The organism is Allobosea sp. (genome assembly GCF_035944895.1).
GTDB lineage: Bacteria > Pseudomonadota > Alphaproteobacteria > Rhizobiales > Beijerinckiaceae > Allobosea.
This window is the reverse complement of sequence record NZ_DASZAT010000008.1, coordinates 538,054-555,664: the sequence shown is the minus strand read 5'-3', so window position 1 is coordinate 555,664 and position 17,611 is coordinate 538,054. Positions and strand designations below refer to the sequence as shown.

Below are 17,611 nucleotides of genomic sequence, written 5' to 3'. Positions count from 1 at the left end.
GTCTCTCACTCGTCCCTGTGAAGCTCGCCCGTGAAGATTGGCCTCAGCCGAAGAAGGGCCCCCGCGGCTGATGCGAGACCAGCGTCGGGCTCGCCCCCAGCGCCAGCGACAGCTCCCTGGCGGCGCTGAGCAGCATCGGCGAGAAGGTCAGCATCTTCTCCTCGGTCAAGCGGATATGCGGCCCGGCGATCACCAGCGCGCCGATGACCTCGCCGCTCTGGGCGCTGCGGATCGGCGCCGCCGTCGCGCTCATCCAAGGCGAGTAGGTCTGGCTCACCATGCTGAAGCCGCGCTTGCGCGCCTGGCGCAGATATTTGAGCAAAGCGGCCGGCGTCTGCGGCGCCTTCGGGCCGAATTCCTCGCGCGAGCCGTAGCCCTGGCGCTCGACAATCGCCAGCGCCTCCCCTTCCGGCAGGCAGGAGAGCCAGGCGTGACCGCTGGCCGAGCAGGAGAGCCGGCCCGACTGGCCCATATCGGGGTCGTAGCGCAGCCCGAAGGGTGAGCCCTGCGATTTCGCCACCCAGATCAGCTCGCGACCGTCGATCAAAGCGAGACGGACCAGCTCGGCCGTCTCGCGCGCCAATTGGTCGAGCACCGGCTGGGCGAGATCGGTGATGCCGCTCCCGGCCAGGAAGCTGAAGGCAAGCGAGGCGATCTTGGCCGTGAGCTGGTACATGCCGTGATGGCGTTCCTGCCGGACATAGCCGCGCTCGACCAGGCTGGTCAGGACGCGGTGCGTCGCGCTGCGCGGAATGCTGAGCCGCTCGGCGATCTCGTAGAGCGGCAACCCGTGCGCATGGGCGGCGAGAAGCTCGATCACTCCCAGAGTCCGCTCGAGCAGCCCGCTCGGAGCCTGATCGGCCTCGGCCTCTTCCGTGTCAGCGACGAGCTTCTTCGCCATGGCCCTATCCATAATGGAGTTCCTGGCGTTGTCTCTGGCGCGCCGCTTCAAGGACGGCAAGAGTGGCCCGCAAGGTGCGGGTCGCATCGGCGGCGTCGATCAGCGGCCTGGCGCCGTCGCGCACGACATCGCGCAGATGGCCGAGCTGGCGCAGATAGGGGCTTTCGCGCGTGATCGGCAGCGCCTGCCGTGAGATCGGCGCGAACCAGCTCTTCTCACCGTCATAGCGCCAAAGATCGAGCCCGGGCAGCGTCAGCGAGCCTTCCGTCCCGGAGAGGAAATGCGAGGTCACCGGTGCCGGCTGCGCCGGATAGTTCGGCAATTCACCCGAGGACAGGTCCCAGCTCCACGGCGTCACCGCAGTGTCGGACAGGCTGACCGTCACCAGCGCCCCGTTTTCCAGTTCGAGCAGCACCGCCGCGGTGTCCTCGACCGGCAGGCCGCGGATGCGGTCGGAGGTGACGGCCTGCACCGCGGCGATCTCGCCGCAGATGAAGCGGATCAGGTCGATCTCGTGGATCAGGTTGATCAGGACCGGCCCGCCGCCGGGCTCGCGCCGCCAGGCCAGGTCGAAATAGGCGTCGTGCTTGTAGAAGGTGTAGAGCACCGTGGCCGTGGTCAATCGCCCGAGCCCGCCGCTCTGCACCGTCTCGCGCGCGGTGGCGATGATCGGGTTGTAGCGCCGGTGATGGCCGACGAGGACCGGCACGCCGGCCCGGGCCGAGGCGGCGGCGAGCTCCTCCCCCTCCGCCACCGTCACAGCGACCGGCTTCTCGATCAGCGCCGGAATCCCCTGCGCGATCGCATCGAGACCGATCGGCAGATGGGTCTGGTTCGGCGTCGCCACGATCAGCGCCTCGACGCCACCTGCCGCGATCAGGGCGTGATGGTCCTTGAACCAGCGCAGGCCACGCTCCTCGCAATAGGCCCGGCCGGCATCGGTGGGATCGGCGACACCGGCGACCACCGCGAAATCCGTCTTCGCGATCACGTCCGCATGCAGACGGCCGATCGCTCCGGCCCCGACGATCCCGACTGAAAATGGCGCCATGGGCCTGCCTCCTGCGTTGCCCCTCCTTATCCCGCTGGTCGTGCCCGCGGTCAAGCTAACTGGAACAAGATTCCAATTTTGAAAATAGGACTGGAATTCTATTCCAATCATGTTAGAGGATCGCCGCCGGCCCGCATCGCGGAGCCAGCCAATCGGAGCCAGGCAAGGCTTCCGGGGAACGCCAACGCAGGGAGGGACGTCGTGACCGACGCAGACAAGCCGCAGCGGATTTCCACCATCAGGCGCCGGAGCCTGCTCCTCGGCGCCGGCTCGCTCGGCGCGAGCGGCCTCGTCTCGGCCCGGCTCGGCATGCCCTATATCGGCAACGCCGCCGCGGCCGAGCCGATCAAGATCGGCATGATCTGGGCCAAGACCGGCAGCATCGTCGATCAGTCGGAATATCTCGCCCAGGGCGGCATGCTGGCGCTGGAGCAGCGCAACAACACCCTGCTCGGCCGCCCCGCCGAGATCGTCTGGCTCGACGAGCCGAACCCGCAGGGTGCCCAGCAGAACGCCGAGCGCCTCGTCGGCGAGCACAAGGTCGTCGGCATGGTCGGCGGCGCGCTGAGCTCCTTCGCCCTCGGCATCTCGGCCGTGGCGAAGAAGGCCAAGATCCCCTACATCGCCGCCAATGCCGCCACCGGCGACCTCACCGGCAAGTCCTGCAACAAGTACACCTTCCGCCTGCAGCCGCCGGTCGAGGTGCATGTCCGCGCGCTCGCGCCCTATTGCGGCGAGATCGGCAAGAAGTGGTATCTGCTGACAGCCGCCTACGCCTTCGGCCAGGACATCAAGAAGGCCTTCGAGGCCTATGCCAAGGCGAATGGCATCACCATCGTCGGCGCCGACGAGGTCCCGGTCGGCACGCCCGACTACAGCTCCTTCATCCTGAAGATCCGCGCTGCCAAGCCCGACGTCGTCATTGGCGGCGTCGCGGCGAGCGACCTCACCACCTTCCTGAAGCAGTGGAACGAGCTCGGCATGCGCGGGCGCATCCCCTTCGCCGAGATCTCGGTGGGGAACACCGATCTCTGGGGCGTCGGGCCGGAGGCTGCGGACGGGCTCTACACCCTGACCTGGTACTACAAGAACCCGAACAATCCGCCGGAAGAGCAGGCGATGGCGGCGGCCTATGAGAAGAAATACAACCGCCCCGCCGCCGACAAGGCCTGGATGGGCTGGTTCGGCATGAAGAGCCTGCTCGACGCGATCGAGGCCGCCAAATCGACCGAGCCGGCGGCGATCGTCGCCGCGCTGGAGAAATGGCAGGTCAAGCGCGGCGATCTCGACGTCCACTATCGCGACTTCGACCACCAGATGGTCAACCGCCTGCTGATCGCTGGCATCAAGCCGAAGATCACCGACAAATGGGACTATTTCGACATCAAAGCCGAGCTGCCGAAGACGCAAGGGGACATCGACAAGGCCTTCGGCTCGCAGGCCGAGAGCGCCTGCAAGATGGACGCGCTCTGACGCTCCGCCCAGCCGGATGAAGGGCCGGCCGAGCCACGCGCCGGCCGGTCCCTTCTTCTTCCCTCGCCGCGCCCGCTCGAGGAGCGCCTGCCATGCTCGATATGATCCTGTCCCAGGCCGTGAACGGCCTGGTGTTGGGCTTCCTTTATGTGCTGATCGCCGTCGGCCTCTCGATCATCTTCGGGCTGCTCGGCATCGTGAACTTCGCCCATGGCGCCTTCTTCGCCGTCGGCGCGTATGTGGCGCTGGTGCTGGCGCGCGAATTCGGCTGGTGGGCGGCACTGCTCGCCCCCCTCGTCACCGGGGCGCTCGGCATGCTGGTCGAGATCGTGCTGATCCGCCATCTCTACGGCAAGGAGCCGCTGCTCGGCCTGATCCTGACCTTCGCGCTGGCGCTGCTGTTCGAGGCGGTGCTGCGCATGATCTTCGGCGGCGCGCCGCTGCCATTCAGCGCGCCGCGCTTCCTCTCCGGCTTCGTCGAATACGGGCCGGTCCTCCTGACCAAGTACCGGATGTTCGTGCTGCTGGTGACGGTCACCGCCCTCGTCGCCTTCTGGGCCTTCCTGACCTACACGCCCTTCGGCCGGATCATCCGGGCCGGCTCGCGCGATGCCGAGATGGTCGGCCTGCTCGGCATCAACCTGCCGGTGGTGTTCAGCTTCGTCTTCGGCATCGGCTGCCTGCTCGCGGGCCTTGCCGGCCTCCTCGCCGCGCCGCTCTGGACAGTGACCCCGACGATGGCGGCGAGCGCGATCATGCCGGCCTTCGTCATCGTCACCATCGGCGGGCTCGGCTCCTATGCCGGCGCGATCGTCGCCGGCCTGCTCGTCGGCGTCACCATCGCCATGACCATCCAGTTCCAGCCGGAATGGTCGGGGGCGGCGATGTATGTGCTGATGGCGGCGATCCTGCTCGTGCGTCCCCGTGGCCTCTTCGGTGAAAAATGGGAGCGCTTCGAATGAACGCCCGCGGCTTCCTTGCGCATCCCGCCCTCTGGGCCGGCCTCGTCCTCTCCGGCCTGACGCTGCTCTGGCTCGGCCTCGGCGCGCCGATCGGCCTGATCACCCAGATCGCGATCTATACGCTCTACGGCATGGGCGTGAACCTGCTCGTCGGCTATACCGGGCTCGTCCCCTTCGGCGCCTCGGTCTTCTTCGGCTGTGCCAGCTATGCCGCCGCCTTCTTCGTGCTCGGGCGGATCAGCAACGACCTCTTCGGCATCGTGCTCGCCGTGCTGTTCTCGCTGGCGCTCGCCTTCGTGCTCGGGGCGCTGATCCTGCGCCGCAAGGGCCTCTATTTCTCGCTGCTGACCCTGGCCTGCTCGCAGATCGCCTTCGAGGTCGCCTTCAAATGGACGGCGGTCACCGGCGGCGAGAACGGCCTGCAGGGCGTCGCCCGCGCCAGCTTCGCCAGCGACCTCTCCTTCCATCTCTTCGTGCTGGCGGCCGTCGTCGCCGGCATCTGCCTGCTCTGGCGGCTGGTGCATTCGCCCTTCGGCCGGGCGCTCCAGGCCGTGCGCGACAATGAGCAGCGCGCCCGCAGCCTCGGCTTCAACGTCTACCTGCTCAGGCTCGGCTCCTTCGTCGTCATGGCCGGCTTCGTCGGCTTTTCCGGCGCGCTGCTGACCTTCCTGCTGCAGGGCGTCTACGCCAACAATCTGAGCTGGCAGCATGCGGGCGACGCGCTGCTGATGACGGTGCTCGGCGGCGTACACCATTTCCTCGGCCCGCTCTGGGGCGCGATCACCTTCATCGTCCTGGAGAACCGGCTCTCTGCGGTCACCGAGAACTGGTGGCTGATCTTCGCCCCGGTCCTGATCCTGTTCGCGCTGCTCTCGCCGGAGGGCATCCAGGGCCTCGCTCAGCGCGTGTTCGGCAAGCAGCGCTGGACGCTGACCCGCAACAGCATCCCGCCCCGGCCGGCGCTGATCGAGCCCTATGTCAGCGCCGCCCAGGCGATGGATCCGGACAAGCCGATCCTTGAGACACGCAAGCTCTCCAAGCAGTTCGGCAGCCTCGTCACGGCCAGGGAGATCGATCTTCAGGTCAAGCCCTTCGTCCTGCACTCGATCATCGGCCCCAATGGCGCCGGCAAGACCACCTTCTACAACATGCTGACCGGCGTGCTGCCGCCGACCAGCGGCCAGGTCTTCTTCGAGGGGAACGAGGTCACGCGCCTGCCAATGCATGCTCGCGCCCGGCTCGGCATGGGTCGCTCCTTCCAGATCCTCTCGATCTTCCCGAACCTCAGCGTGTTCGAAAATGTCCGCATCGCCGTGCAGGCGCAGCGGATCGGCGCGCGCGGCCTGCTGCGCGATGCCCATGCCGACGCGGCGATCAATGCCCGGACCTGGTCGATCCTCGACGCCGTCGGCCTCGCCGACCAGGCCGCCGAGCTTGCCCAGGACCTGCCCCATGGTGCCAAGCGCCTGCTCGAGATCGGCGTCACCCTGGCGATCGAGGCGAAGCTGCTGCTGCTCGACGAGCCGTTGGCGGGCCTGGCCGAGGCCGACCGCATCGTCGTCGCCGACCTCATCCGCAAGCTCGCCCAGCGCCATGCCGTGCTGCTGATCGAGCACGACATCGACCGCGTGCTGGCGATCTCGGACCGCATCTCCGTGCTGCATCAGGGCCGGATGATCGCCGACGGCAAGCCGGCCGAGGTCGCGCGCAATCCCGAGGTGATCGCCGCCTATCTCGGCGCCGCCAAGGATGGCGAACGTGCCTCCGCTCCGGCCGTGGCGCGGCGTGCGGGCGCGGCCAGCCCGGTGTTGCTCGACGCCAGGGGCATCGCCGTCGGCTATGGCGGCAGCACCGTGCTCTCCGGGGTCGATCTCACCATCCGCGAGGGTGAGGCTGTCGCACTGCTCGGCCGCAACGGCGTCGGCAAGACCACGACGCTGCGCGCGCTGACCGGCAGCCTGCCCCTCGACTCAGGCTCGATCAGCTTCGCCGGCACGGAGCTGCGCAAGCTGCGGCCCTTCGAGATCAACCGGCTCGGCATCTCTCTGGTGCCGGAGGGACGGCGGCTCTTCCCCAACCTCACCGTTACCGAGAACCTGCTCCTGGCGCAGCGCCCGGGCGGCATCACGCTGGAGGAGGCCTTCGCCTTGTTCCCGCGCCTCAGGACGCGCCAGGCGGCCAAGGCCGAGAACCTCTCCGGCGGCGAGCGCCAGATGGTCGCGATCGCCCGCGCCCTGATGGTGCCGAGCAAGCTCGTCCTGCTCGACGAGCCCTTCGAGGGCCTGGCGCCGGCCGTGGTCAACGAGGTCATGGAGGCGCTGGTCAAGCTGCGCGGCCGCGTCGCCATGGTCATCGTCGAGCACCATGCCGAGCTCGTGCTGCCGATCGTCGACCGCGCCTATGTGCTGGTCAACGGCCAGGTCGCCTTCGCCGGCGACGCCGCCCAGCTCGAGCATGACGAAGCCTTGCAGGCGCGCCTTCTCGGCGTCGTCGAAACCCAGGACACTCGCGCGGCCTGAGCGCCGCAGCCGGAGGATAAGACCCGTGAGCATCACCATCACTGGCGCGACGCGCCTCAATGTCATCGTCGGCGAGCCGATCGCGCAGGTGAAGTCGCCAGCCGGCATGACCGCCGCCTTCGCCGCGCGCGGCCATGACGGCCTCGTCGCGCCGGTGCGCGTCGCCCCCGAGCATCTCGGTGGCTTCCTCAGCGCGCTCGACCATGTGCCGAACTGCGACGGCATCATCGTCACCGTCCCGCACAAGTTCGCCTGCCATCGCCATTGCGCCAGCGCCACCGAGCGCGGCGACTTCCTCGGCACGGTCAACATCATGCGCCGGCGCAAGGACGGCTCTTGGCATGGCGACATCGTCGATGGGCTCGGCTTCGTCGGCGCCGTCAAGGCCAATGGCGGCGAGCCCGCCGGCAAGCGCGCGCTGCTGGTCGGCGCAGGCGGCGCCGGCTCTGCGATCGCGCTCGCCCTCGTCGATGCCGGCGTGCGCGAGCTCGCCATCCATGATGCCGACGCCAAGCGCCGCGACCGGCTCATCGCCCGCCTCGATGGCCGCAACGGCGCAAAGGTCCGCGTCGGCTCGGCTGATCCGACCGGATTCGAGCTCGTCGCCAACGCCTCGCCCGCCGGCATGAAGCCGGGCGATCCGCTGCCGGTCGAGGTTGACAAGCTCGCACCCGAAACCTTCGTCGGCTGCGTCATCACGGTTCCCGTCATCTCGCCGCTGATCGAGGCTGCCCGCAAGCGCGGCTGCAAGACCTCTACGGGTAGCGACATGTACCAGGCGCTGCAGAGCGCCATGGTCGACTTCCTGCTCGCCGGCGAGCGCATCGGCTGAGGTTCTGTGATGTTCACGACACTGGCGGCCTTGCCGGCACAGACCTCCTACGACGTCATCATCGCCGGCTCCGGCGCTGCGGGGCTGGCGGCGGCCGTCTTCGCCGCGATCGAAGGCCGCTCGGTGCTGGTCATCGAGCGCACCGACCATGTCGGCGGCACCAGCGCCCTCTCGGCCGCCACGACCTGGGTCCCGAACTCGCTGCATGCCGAAAGGGTCGCGACCGGGGACTCGTTCGACAAGGCTGCCCGCTTCCTTGACGGCGTCGTCGGCAACCATTCCTCGGCGCGGCTGCGCGAGGCTTTCCTGCGCGCGGGGCCGCAGGCGATCGCCACGCTGGAACGGCGCACTGCGGTCCATTTCCGCCCCTACCCCACCCATCCCGACTATGAATCGGATGTCGAGGGCTCGACCCTGCGTGGCCGCGCCCTCGAACCCATTCCCTTCGACGGCCGCCAGCTCGGCGCCGATCTCCAGCGCATCCGCCCGCCGATCCCCGAATTCACCTTGTTCGGCGGCATGATGATCGACCGCACCGATATCGGCCATCTGCTCAAGCTCAAGACCTCCTGGGCCTCGTTCAAGCATGCAGCGACGATCCTCGGCCGCTACGGGCTCGACCGCCTCCGCAGCAAGCGCGGCACCCGGCTCGTCATGGGCAACGCCCTGATCGGCAGCCTGCTGCTGACCCTGAAGCAGCATGGTGGCACCGTCCTGCTCAATGCCTCGATCACCGGCTTGCAGACAGGTCCCGACGGCGTCACCGGCGTCGTCGTCGAGCAGGGCGGCGTGAAGCGTGAGATCGCGGCCGGCCTCGGCGTCGTGCTCGCCGCCGGCGGCTTCAACCGCCATCCGCAGCGCCGCGGCGCCATGCTCCACACACCGACGCCCGCGCTGAGCCCCGCCGCCCCCGGCCATACCGGCGCGATGCAGGACCTGGCGCTGAAGCTCGGCGCGCGCTTCGGCGAGGGCAGCCGCGACAACGCCTATTGGGCGCCGGTCTCGACGCGGCAACGGTCGGATGGCTCGACCGCCGTCTTCCCGCATTTCGTGCTCGACCGCAGCAAGCCGGGCACCGTCTGCGTTGACCAGACCGGCCGGCGCTTCGTCAACGAATCCACCTCCTACCACCTGTTCAGCCGCGCCATGTTCGAGGCGAACCGCACGCGCCCGACCATCCCCTGCTGGATCATCACCGATGCCGAGGGTCTCAGGCGCTACGGGCTCGGCATGGTCAGGATGGGCACGCGCGACCTCAGGCCCTTCCTCGCCGACGGCTATCTCGTCGAAGGCGCGAGCATTGCCGAGCTCGCCGGCAAGCTCTCGATCGACCCTGCGACGCTCACCGAAACCATCGCCCGCATGAACGATCACGCCCGCAAAGGCGTCGATCCGGAGTTCGGCCGCGGCACCACCGACTATCACCGCGTCAACGGCGACGCCTCGCGCGGCCTGCCCAATCCGACGCTCGGTCCGATCGCGACCGCGCCCTTCTATGCGGTCAAGCTGACGCCCGGCGATATCGGCGCCGCGACCGGGCTCGTGATCGACGAGAACGCACAGGTGCTGGGCGAGGGCGACCAGCCGATCGGCGGGCTCTATGCCTGCGGAAACGAGGCGCAGTCGATCATGGGCGGCACCTATCCGGGCCCCGGCATCACCATCGGCCCGGCCATCACCTTCGCCTGGTGCGCGATCCGCCATGCGCTCGGGCTGCGCGCTCCAGCCGCGGAGCATGCGGCGGAATGAGCAGTGACCTGCCCAGCTCCTGCGACCTGCTGGTGATCGGCTCCGGCGCCGGCGGGCTGGCGAGCGCCGTGACCGCCGCCGTGCTCGGCCTCGACGTCGTCGTGATCGAGAAGGAGCGCCATTTCGGCGGCACCACCGCCTGGTCCGGCGGCTGGATGTGGCTGCCGCGCAACCCGCTCGCCCGTGCCGCCGGCATCGACGAGGACGAGGAGACGATCCGCACCTATCTGCGCCACGAGCTCGGCGAGGGCTATGACGAGGCCTTCATCACCATGCTGATCGAGCAGGGGCCGCGCATGGTCGATTTCTTCCGGCGCGAGAGCGCGGTCGATTTCATCGACGGCAATTTGATGCCGGATTTCCACGGCAACACGCCCGGCGCCGGCACCGGCGGCCGCTCGCTTTGCGCCAGGCCCTTCGACGGGCGCGAGCTCGGCGCGCGCCTGCACGATCTGCGCCCGCCCTTGGCGGAAATCGCGCCGTTCGGCATGAACATCGCCTCCGGCGCCGACCTCCAGCATTTCCTCAACGCGACGCGTAAGCTTCCCTCCTTCCTGCATGTGCTGCGCCGGCTCGCGCGCCACGTCGTCGACCGTGCCAGCCATGGCCGCGGCCTGCATCTGGTCAATGGCAACGCCCTCGTCGCGCGCCTGCTCAAATCCGCCGATGATCTCGGCATCACTCTCCAGAAGAGCACCGCAGCGGTGGAGCTGCTGCGCCAGGGCGATCGCATCTCCGGCGCGATCGTCGAGCACGAGGGTACGCGCCGAACGATCCAGGCAACGCGCGGCATCGTGCTCGCCACCGGCGGCTTTCCGCATGATCTCGCCCGCAAGTCAGCACTCTTCCCGCATGCGCCGACCGGGCGGGAACACTGGTCGGCCGCGCCTTGCGCCAATACCGGCGACGGTCTTCGGCTGGGCGAGGCCGCAGGTGGGCATGTCCGGACGGACCTGACGCATGCCGGCGCCTGGGCCCCGGTCTCGCTGGTGCCGAAGCCAGGTGGCGAGCCCGGCCGCTTTCCGCATTTGGTCGAGCGGGCCAAGCCGGGAGCGCTCATGGTGCGCCGCGACGGCAGGCGCTTCTGCAACGAGGCCGATTCCTATCACGACGTGATGCAGGCGCTCTTCGGCGCGACGCCCAAAGGCGAGACGGCTGAAGCGTGGCTGCTCTGCGATCACCGCTTCCTGCGCCGCTACGGGCTCGGCCGCGTCCGGCCGCGTCCCTTCCCGGTTCGGTCCTGGCTGAGCAACGGCTATCTCAAGCGCGGCGCCACGATCGCAGAGCTCGCCGCAGCCTGTGGCATCGACGCCGCCGGGCTGGCCCATACGCTCGACATCTACAACGCCGCCGCCGCCGAAGGGCGCGACCCCGAATTCGGCCGCGGCGAGACACCTTACAACCGCATCCAGGGCGCGGCCGACAATCAGCCGAACCCTTGCGTCGCGCCGCTCGGGCCGGGGCCGTTCTACGCGGTCAGGATCGTGCCCGGCAGCCTCGGCACCTTCGCCGGCCTCAGGACGGACGCGCAGGCGCGCGTGCTCGATGACCGCGACGCGCCCATTCCGGGCCTCTATGCCGTCGGCAACGACATGTCGAGCATGATGGCCGGCCGCTATCCGGCCGGTGGCATCACCCTCGGCCCGGCCATGACCTTCGGCTACGTCGCCGCCCACCATGCCGGCGGCATTCCGCTCGCCAACAACCGTTCCTGATCCCGCACCCGGAGACCCGCCATGCGCTATGAAATCGCCACCCTCACCGTTCGCCTCGGCAAGGCCGGGGCTGTCGTTGCCGCGATCGACGCCGCGTTGAAGGCGCCGGAAGCCAAGGGCCGACTGCTCGGTTGCTGGGCGAGCGAGATCGGCACGCTCAACCAGGTCATCGTGCTGCGCGGCTTCGCCGACGAGGCCGAGCTCCTGTCCGAGCGCCAGCGCCTGCTCGCCAGCGGCAATCCGTTCGGCGCCGGCGAGGATATCGCCGGGCTGGCCTTCGACAGCTATGCGCCCTTCCCCTTCCTGCCGCCGGTCCAGCCCGGCAAGTTCGGTGCCGTCTACGAGATCCGCACCTATATGCTGAAGCATGGCGGCGTGCCGGCGACGATCGCCGCCTGGCAGGCCGCCGTGCCGGCGCGCGTCGAACTCTCGCCGCTGGTCATCGCCATGTACGCGCTCGACGGCCCGCCGCGCTTCACCCATATCTGGCCCTTCGCCAGCCTCGACCAGCGCGCCGCCGTCCGGGCCGACTCGGTCGCAAAGGGCATCTGGCCGCCGAAGGGCGGGCCGGAATGGCTGACCGGCGAAATGTATTCGACGATCGCCCTGCCGACCGCGATCTCGCCGCTCGCCTGACAAGGGTATCGATCATGCCGCTGATGTCGCTCGCCTATCTCACCACCGTGCCGCTGAGTCCGCCCGATGCGGTCCGGCTCGCCGCCGAGCTCGGCTACGACGCCGTCGGCCTGCGCGCGCTGCCGGCTGCGCCCGGCGGCGACACCAGCCCGCTGATCGAGGACGCCGCGCTGCTGGCCGAAACCCGGCGCGCCATCGCCGGCGGCGTCCCGGTCTTCGACGTCGAGATCATCCGGCTCGGTGCCGATTTCTCCGTCGAGACCGTCAAGCCCTTCCTCGATGTCTGCGGCGCGCTGCAGGCCCGCGCCGTGCTGGTCGCCGGCGACGATCCCGACGAAGCGCGCCTCACCGCCTCCTTCGCCGCCTTCTGCGAGGCGGCGGCGCCCTATGGCCTGACCGGAGACCTCGAATTCATGCCGTGGACGAACGTGCCGGACGCCAGAACGGCGCTGCGCATCGTCACGGCGGCCGGACAGCCCAATGGCCGCGTGCTGGTCGATGCGTTGCATGCCGGCCGCTCCAGCACCACGCTCGCGGACATCGCCGCGATCCCGGCCGCGCGCCTGAGCTATGCCCAGCTCTGCGACGCACCGGCCGAGATCCCCACCACGACCGCAGGCCTGATTCACACCGCCCGGCAGGCCCGCCTGCTGCCCGGCGAAGGCGGCATCGACCTCGTCGGCATCTTCAGCCAGCTCCCGGCCGATTTGCCTGTGAGCGTCGAGGTTCCGCATCTCGAGCGTACCGCACAGCTCGGCGTCCGCGAATGGGCTCGCCAGGCCTTGGCAGCGGCGCGAGTCACTCTGGCCGCACGCGATGCGGCAGTGACCAAAGGCGCTTCACTGCGCCAGGACACATGAGCGTCAACGAGCGAAGGCTCAGGCCGGCCAGCGATGCGGCCGGCGCGCCCTCGCCTTACTTCACCACGAAGCCGTGCGCGAACGGGTCGCGGTCGTCGATGAAGATGGTGTTGTAGCCGGTCATCCGGGCCCAGCCGGCGATCGAGGGGATGATCGCCGGGCGGTTCGCCACCGTCGTCGCCGCCTCGACCCGCCCCTTGAACAGCGAGCCGATGATCGACTCGTGCACGAACTCGTCGCCGAGCCCGAGCTTGCCCTTGGCGGCGAGCTGCGCCATCCGCGCCGAGGTGCCGGTGCCGCAGGGCGAGCGGTCGATCGCCTTCTCACCGTAGAACACGGCGTTGCGGGCATGGGCGCCTGATTGCGTCGCCTTGCCGGTCCACTGGATGTGGCTGAGCCCCTGGATCTCCGGATGCTCCGGATGGACGAACTCGTATTTCGCGTTCAGCGCCGCGCGCAGCTTCGGCGACCAGCCAACCAGCTCGCCGGCGGTATGGTCGGCCATGTCCCGGAAATTCTTCTGCGGCTCGACGATCGCATAGAAATTACCGCCATAGGCGACGTCGACGACGATCTCGCCGAGCCCCTCGACCTCGGCGGTCAGCCCTTCCGCATAGAGGAAGCCCGGGACGTTGGTGAGGCGGACCTCCTCGACGAAGCGGCCCTCCTGGCGATAGCTGATGTCGACCTTGCCGGCCGGCGCGTCGATGGAGAGCCTGCCCGGCTCGCGCGGCGTGATCAGCCCGTTCTCGATGCCCATGGTGATCGTGCCGATCGTGCCGTGGCCGCACATCGGCAGGCAGCCCGAGGTCTCGATGAACAGCACGCCGACATCGCAATCGGGCCGCGTCGGCGGATAGAGGATCGAGCCCGACATCATGTCGTGCCCGCGCGGCTCGAACATCAGCCCGGTGCGGATCCAGTCGAATTCGCGCAGGAAATGCGCCCGCTTCTCCAGCATGGTCGCGCCGTCGAGGCGCGGCCCGCCACCCGAGACCAAACGGACCGGATTGCCGCAGGTGTGGCCGTCGATGCAGGAGAAGGTGTGGCTGGCCATCGATCAGAACCTCGCTGAGGCGCTATGCCCGCTTGCAGGCATGTCGGCTTTTTGAATACAGCATGTATACAGATATGCAACGACAGAACGAGGCAACGCCATGAGCGAGACGACGACCCTCAGCATGGAGGCGTTGACGCACCGGATCGAGGTGGTCTTCCGCAAGGGCGGGTTGTCGCCGCTTCATGCCGCGGCGCTTGCCCGCGTGATCGCGGCCGGCGAGCGCGACGGCTGCAAGTCGCATGGCGTCTACCGGGTCGAAGGCTGCCTGCGCACCATCAAGGCCGGCAAGGTCTCGCCCGATGCCGAGCCGATGCTGCACGATGACGGCTCGGCCGTGTTGCGGGTCTCGGCAGGTGGCGCCTTCTCCTGCGCCGGCTTCGAGCTCGGAGCTCCCGCCCTCGCAGAGCGAGCCAGGAAGCTCGGCCTCGCCGCGCTGGTGATCAACGACTGCACCCATTTCTCGGCGCTGTGGCCGGAGGTCGAGGCGCTCGCGGGAATGGGCGTCGCCGCGCTGGCGATGTGCCCGAGCTACGCCACCGTCGCGCCTTCCGGCGGAACGAGCGCCCTGCTCGGCACCAACCCGCTCGCCTTCGGCTGGCCGCGCCAAAGCGGGCATCCTTACGTCTTCGATTTCGCCACCAGCGTCGCCGCGCGCGGCGAGATCGAGCTGTACCGCCGGGCCGGCAAGCCCCTGCCCGAAGGCTGGGCGCTCGATTCCGCGGGCGAGCCGACCACGGACCCGACCGCCGCGCTCGCCGGGGCGATGCTGCCCTTCGGCGGGCACAAGGGCTCGGCGATCTCGACCATGATCGAATTGCTGGCCGGTGTGATGATCGGCGACCTGACCAGCCAGGGCGCGCTCGATTTCCTGGGCACTACGACGCTGGCGCCGCAGCATGGCGAGCTGATCCTGGCGTTCTCACCCGAACGCTTCGCCGCCGGCCGCCCCGGCGATCCCTTCGCCCGTGCCGAGATCCTGTTCGAGGCGATCGCCGGACAGGGCGCGCGCCTGCCTTCGCAGCGCCGCTTCAAGGCCCGCGAGGGCGCGCTGGCGGAGGGGATCACCCTGACCGCCGCCGAGATCGAGCAGCTCGACCGGCTGGAAGCGCTGGGGCTCGACGCGGTGTCCTGACAGCAAAAAGGCCCTCCCGTCGCCAGGAGGGCCTGCCCTGAGCAATCCTCAGGCGGCGTGCCTGAGCGCACCGGCCTGCTTCGACCACTGCGCGTACCAGGCGTCGAACAGCTTCAGCTGCGCCTCGACATAGCCGCGCTGGCTCTCGCCGAGCACATCGGTCGGGTTGAAGTGCAGCGCGTACTCGGCGTCTCCCTTCAGCACCATCATGTGCTTGAAATAGAGGACCAGCTCCGGCCCCTCGTCGAAGGAGGAGAGCACCGCGAGCGCCGCCTCCAGCTCGAGCGCGAGGCGCCGCGCCTCGACATCGCCCTTCGCCGCAGCTTGGCTCAGGCTGACCATGTGCAGCACCTCCTTCGGCAGCACGCAGCCGATGCCGGTGATCGCGCCGGTCGCGCCGCAATTGACGAAGCCGTGGAAGACGCAGGTGTCGACGCCGATCATCAGCGAGACGTCATCGTCGCGGCTGGTGATGTTTTCCGCCGCATAGCGCATGTCCGCGGCGCCGCCGAACTCCTTGAAGCCGACCAGGTTCGGATGCTCGGCCCGCAGCGCGAAGAACAGGTCGGCGCGGGTGGCGAAGCCGTAATAGGGGCTGTTGTAGATCACCGCCGGCAGATCGGGCGCCGCCGCGAGGATCGCCTTGAAATGGTGGCGTTGCGCCTCGACCACCGAACCGCGCGAGAGAACGCGCGGGATCACCATCAGGCCCTTGGCGCCGATCTTCTGGGCATGGGCGGCATGGGCGACGGCAGAAGCCGTGTTGACCGCGCCGGTGCCGACGATCACCGGCACGCCGGCCTTCACCAGCGCCTCGACGCCCTGCATGCGCTGCGCATCGGTCAGCAGCGGCCAGTCGCCCATCGAGCCGCAATAGACCACGGCCGACATGCCGGTGGCGATGAGTTCCTTGCCCTTGCGCACCAGCGCCTCGAAATCGGGGCTGCGGTCGTCCTTGCAGGGGGTCATGAGCGCCGGCATGCAGCCGGAAAAGATCTGGGCCTTCATCACGCGCTCCTCGGGCTGGCGTTTCCACGGGCGGCCTGTCGCGCCGCCTCGATCGACAGACATAATACTCTTTGTATTTTATTTGTCGACAAGAAAAATTACGACGCAAGAACTCACCGTTCCGGGACGTCACAGACGGCTCCGGAGTGGCGAAAAGGCGAGGTTTGGGGTGCGCGCTACAGCGCCAGCGTCTGGCGCCGGTCGCGGGCGATCAACTGCTGGATCTGCTGGACGATCTGGTCCGCATGGGCCTTGGCCAGCCGGTCGGCGCCGTCGACGTCGCGGGCCGCGATCGCCGCGATCATCTCCTCATGCTCGGCGACATAGCGTTGCGGCAGGCGGTCCTCGAAGGAGGAATAATAGAGCCGCAGGATACGCCGGCCCTCGTCGAGCAGGCGGCAGAACAGCCCGGTGTAGTAGGGATTGCGCCCGGCTTCGGCGATCGCCGCATGGAAATCGCGGTTGGTCGCGATCATGGCGAGCGCGTCGTGGGCCTCGACAGCCCTGGCGAAGGCGGCCTGCCGGGCGCGGATCACGTCGAGATCGGCCGGCACATGGAACTCGGCCGCCAGCCTCGTGGTGACGCGATACATCAGCGTGATCGCGTCGAAGAAGGTGTGGAGGTTGAGGAAGTCGATGTTCGACACCACCGTCGAGCGGTTGGGCAGCGTCGTCACCAGCCCCTCGCTCGCCAGCCGCACCAGCGCCTCGCGGATCGGCGTGCGCGACATCGACAGCCGCTCGGCGAGCTGGATCTCGTCGATCGGGCTGCCGGGCGGCAGCACGAGGTCGATGATGTCGTCGCGCAGGATGTCGTAGACGAGCTTGACGCCCTCGCCCCGCTTGCGCTCGGCCGGAGCGGCCATGGTCTTGTCGGTCATGTGCAGTCCCTTGTCGACATGACGAATACAGCCCCACGGAGGTCGCGGCAAACAGCCTCGCTTCATAGATCATGCACGATCGGTCATTGACGATCGATGACATTTGAACGATAAGAGCCGTCAAGGGAGGAGACTGGAGATGATCCGCAAGCCCGTGCTGGCGCGCGTCGCGCTGGTCGATCAGGTGACGGCGCTGCTGATGGAGCGCATCCTCGATCGTGACTATGCGCCCGGCGAGAAGCTCAACATCGATGCGCTGTCGCGCGAGTTCGCGGTCAGCGTCTCGCCGATCCGCGAGGCGCTGACGCGGCTGGCGGGGCTCGGCCTCGTCGCGGCGGCGTCCTTCACCGGCTTTTCTGTCGCGCCCGAGCCGTCTCGCGACTGGTTCGAGCAACTCCGCGACTTCCGCATCCTCAACGAGGGCTGGGCCGCAAGGCAGCTCGCCCGCAGCCGCGATCCCGATGCCATCGCCCGTATGCGCGAGAGCATCGCAGCCATGGCGGCGGCCCCACCACAGGGGCAGACATCGGACTATGTCGGCGCCAGCCAGGCCGACGAGGCCTTCCACGAGGCGATCCTGACCGCCAGCGGCAACGAGATCCTGGCCCAGGCGGTGCGCAGCCTGCACCCGCATCTGCACCATGCCCGCCTGTTCAGCCGCATCCCGCACGATATCGGCCCGATGCTGGACGAGCACCGCGCCATCCTCGACGCGATCGAGCGCGGCGACGAGGACGGCGCGCAGGCCGCCGTCGCGGCCCATCTGACGACCTCATGGCGTCGCTACGGCAGCTGGCATGCCGACCAGCCGAACGCGCGCTGAAATACCCCG

15 protein-coding genes are annotated in these 17,611 nt (G+C 68.7%); 10 read left to right on the top strand and 5 right to left on the bottom strand.

Annotation, left to right across the window (positions count from 1 at the left end; all coding sequences use genetic code 11):
• Nucleotides 1–43: 43 nt before the first annotated feature.
• On the bottom strand, nt 44–901 hold the full coding sequence (locus VGV58_RS14235) for an IclR family transcriptional regulator (protein ID WP_326874663.1): 858 nt from the start codon (nt 899–901) through the stop codon (nt 44–46).
• A gap of 4 nt (nt 902–905) precedes the next feature.
• Nucleotides 906–1,952, bottom strand: a complete 1,047-nt coding sequence (locus VGV58_RS14230; RefSeq protein WP_326874662.1) for a Gfo/Idh/MocA family protein — start codon at nt 1,950–1,952, stop codon at nt 906–908.
• Between the two features lie 201 nt (nt 1,953–2,153).
• Between VGV58_RS14230 and VGV58_RS14225 the strand changes: the two genes are divergently transcribed.
• The 8 genes from VGV58_RS14225 to VGV58_RS14190 all read left to right on the top strand — a co-directional run bounded on the left by VGV58_RS14225 (nt 2,154) and on the right by VGV58_RS14190 (nt 12,698).
• The gene (locus VGV58_RS14225; RefSeq protein WP_326874661.1) at nt 2,154–3,425 is read left to right on the top strand and encodes an ABC transporter substrate-binding protein; all 1,272 of its coding nucleotides are present in this window, start codon (nt 2,154–2,156) and stop codon (nt 3,423–3,425) included.
• A 92-nt stretch (nt 3,426–3,517) separates the two neighbouring features.
• Nucleotides 3,518–4,387, top strand: a complete 870-nt coding sequence (locus VGV58_RS14220; RefSeq protein WP_326874660.1) for a branched-chain amino acid ABC transporter permease — start codon at nt 3,518–3,520, stop codon at nt 4,385–4,387.
• Nucleotides 4,384–6,906: a branched-chain amino acid ABC transporter ATP-binding protein/permease gene (locus VGV58_RS14215; protein WP_326874659.1), complete on the top strand. Its 2,523-nt coding sequence runs from the start codon at nt 4,384–4,386 to the stop codon at nt 6,904–6,906. The genes VGV58_RS14220 and VGV58_RS14215 overlap by 4 nt, the downstream gene beginning before the upstream one ends.
• Nucleotides 6,907–6,931: 25 nt before the next feature.
• Nucleotides 6,932–7,738 carry a shikimate dehydrogenase family protein gene (locus VGV58_RS14210; protein WP_326874658.1) on the top strand — a complete coding sequence of 269 codons (807 nt, stop codon included), beginning with the start codon at nt 6,932–6,934 and terminating at the stop codon, nt 7,736–7,738.
• Nucleotides 7,739–7,747: 9 nt separating this feature from the next.
• Nucleotides 7,748–9,487, top strand: a complete 1,740-nt coding sequence (locus VGV58_RS14205) for an FAD-dependent oxidoreductase (RefSeq protein WP_326874657.1) — start codon at nt 7,748–7,750, stop codon at nt 9,485–9,487.
• Nucleotides 9,484–11,202: an FAD-dependent oxidoreductase gene (locus tag VGV58_RS14200; RefSeq protein WP_326874656.1), complete on the top strand. Its 1,719-nt coding sequence runs from the start codon at nt 9,484–9,486 to the stop codon at nt 11,200–11,202. The genes VGV58_RS14205 and VGV58_RS14200 overlap by 4 nt, the downstream gene beginning before the upstream one ends.
• A gap of 21 nt (nt 11,203–11,223) precedes the next feature.
• The gene (locus VGV58_RS14195) at nt 11,224–11,838 is read left to right on the top strand and encodes an NIPSNAP family protein (protein ID WP_326874655.1); all 615 of its coding nucleotides are present in this window, start codon (nt 11,224–11,226) and stop codon (nt 11,836–11,838) included.
• A gap of 14 nt (nt 11,839–11,852) precedes the next feature.
• Nucleotides 11,853–12,698, top strand: a complete 846-nt coding sequence (locus VGV58_RS14190) for a sugar phosphate isomerase/epimerase family protein (protein WP_326874654.1) — start codon at nt 11,853–11,855, stop codon at nt 12,696–12,698.
• 55 nt (nt 12,699–12,753) lie between these two features.
• On the opposite strand, the gene VGV58_RS14185 is transcribed toward VGV58_RS14190, so the two are convergent.
• Nucleotides 12,754–13,755, bottom strand: coding sequence for a 4-hydroxyproline epimerase (locus tag VGV58_RS14185; protein WP_326874653.1), 1,002 nt, complete (start codon nt 13,753–13,755; stop codon nt 12,754–12,756).
• Between the two features lie 100 nt (nt 13,756–13,855).
• Here VGV58_RS14185 and VGV58_RS14180 point away from each other — a divergent pair, with 100 nt between their 5' ends.
• A complete protein-coding gene (locus VGV58_RS14180; protein WP_326874652.1) occupies nt 13,856–14,890 on the top strand; it encodes an Ldh family oxidoreductase in 1,035 nt (344 codons plus the stop codon).
• 48 nt (nt 14,891–14,938) lie between these two features.
• On the opposite strand, the gene VGV58_RS14175 is transcribed toward VGV58_RS14180, so the two are convergent.
• Together VGV58_RS14175 and VGV58_RS14170 are read right to left on the bottom strand one after the other, a co-directional pair.
• Nucleotides 14,939–15,898, bottom strand: coding sequence for a dihydrodipicolinate synthase family protein (locus VGV58_RS14175; RefSeq protein WP_326874651.1), 960 nt, complete (start codon nt 15,896–15,898; stop codon nt 14,939–14,941).
• A 176-nt stretch (nt 15,899–16,074) separates the two neighbouring features.
• Complete coding sequence (locus VGV58_RS14170) at nt 16,075–16,779, bottom strand: GntR family transcriptional regulator (RefSeq protein ID WP_326874650.1); 705 nt, start codon at nt 16,777–16,779, stop codon at nt 16,075–16,077.
• A gap of 139 nt (nt 16,780–16,918) precedes the next feature.
• On the opposite strand from VGV58_RS14170, the gene VGV58_RS14165 reads away from it, so the two are divergent.
• Nucleotides 16,919–17,602, top strand: a complete 684-nt coding sequence (locus VGV58_RS14165) for a GntR family transcriptional regulator (protein ID WP_326874649.1) — start codon at nt 16,919–16,921, stop codon at nt 17,600–17,602.
• The last annotated feature ends 9 nt before the right edge of the window (nt 17,603–17,611 follow it).

Bases quoted from the DNA above. Each gene is read 5' to 3' on its own strand.
- VGV58_RS14200 (WP_326874656.1), top strand. From the start codon at position 9,484: ATGAGCAGTGACCTGCCCAGCTCCTGCGACCTGCTGGTGATCGGCTCC.
- VGV58_RS14205 (WP_326874657.1), top strand. From the start codon at position 7,748: ATGTTCACGACACTGGCGGCCTTGCCGGCACAGACCTCCTACGACGTC.
- VGV58_RS14195 (WP_326874655.1), top strand. From the start codon at position 11,224: ATGCGCTATGAAATCGCCACCCTCACCGTTCGCCTCGGCAAGGCCGGG.
- VGV58_RS14235 (WP_326874663.1), bottom strand. From the start codon at position 901: ATGGCGAAGAAGCTCGTCGCTGACACGGAAGAGGCCGAGGCCGATCAG.
- VGV58_RS14215 (WP_326874659.1), top strand. From the start codon at position 4,384: ATGAACGCCCGCGGCTTCCTTGCGCATCCCGCCCTCTGGGCCGGCCTC.
- VGV58_RS14230 (WP_326874662.1), bottom strand. From the start codon at position 1,952: ATGGCGCCATTTTCAGTCGGGATCGTCGGGGCCGGAGCGATCGGCCGT.
- VGV58_RS14190 (WP_326874654.1), top strand. From the start codon at position 11,853: ATGCCGCTGATGTCGCTCGCCTATCTCACCACCGTGCCGCTGAGTCCG.
- VGV58_RS14175 (WP_326874651.1), bottom strand. From the start codon at position 15,898: ATGAAGGCCCAGATCTTTTCCGGCTGCATGCCGGCGCTCATGACCCCC.
- VGV58_RS14185 (WP_326874653.1), bottom strand. From the start codon at position 13,755: ATGGCCAGCCACACCTTCTCCTGCATCGACGGCCACACCTGCGGCAAT.
- VGV58_RS14220 (WP_326874660.1), top strand. From the start codon at position 3,518: ATGCTCGATATGATCCTGTCCCAGGCCGTGAACGGCCTGGTGTTGGGC.
- VGV58_RS14170 (WP_326874650.1), bottom strand. From the start codon at position 16,779: ATGACCGACAAGACCATGGCCGCTCCGGCCGAGCGCAAGCGGGGCGAG.
- VGV58_RS14180 (WP_326874652.1), top strand. From the start codon at position 13,856: ATGAGCGAGACGACGACCCTCAGCATGGAGGCGTTGACGCACCGGATC.
- VGV58_RS14165 (WP_326874649.1), top strand. From the start codon at position 16,919: ATGATCCGCAAGCCCGTGCTGGCGCGCGTCGCGCTGGTCGATCAGGTG.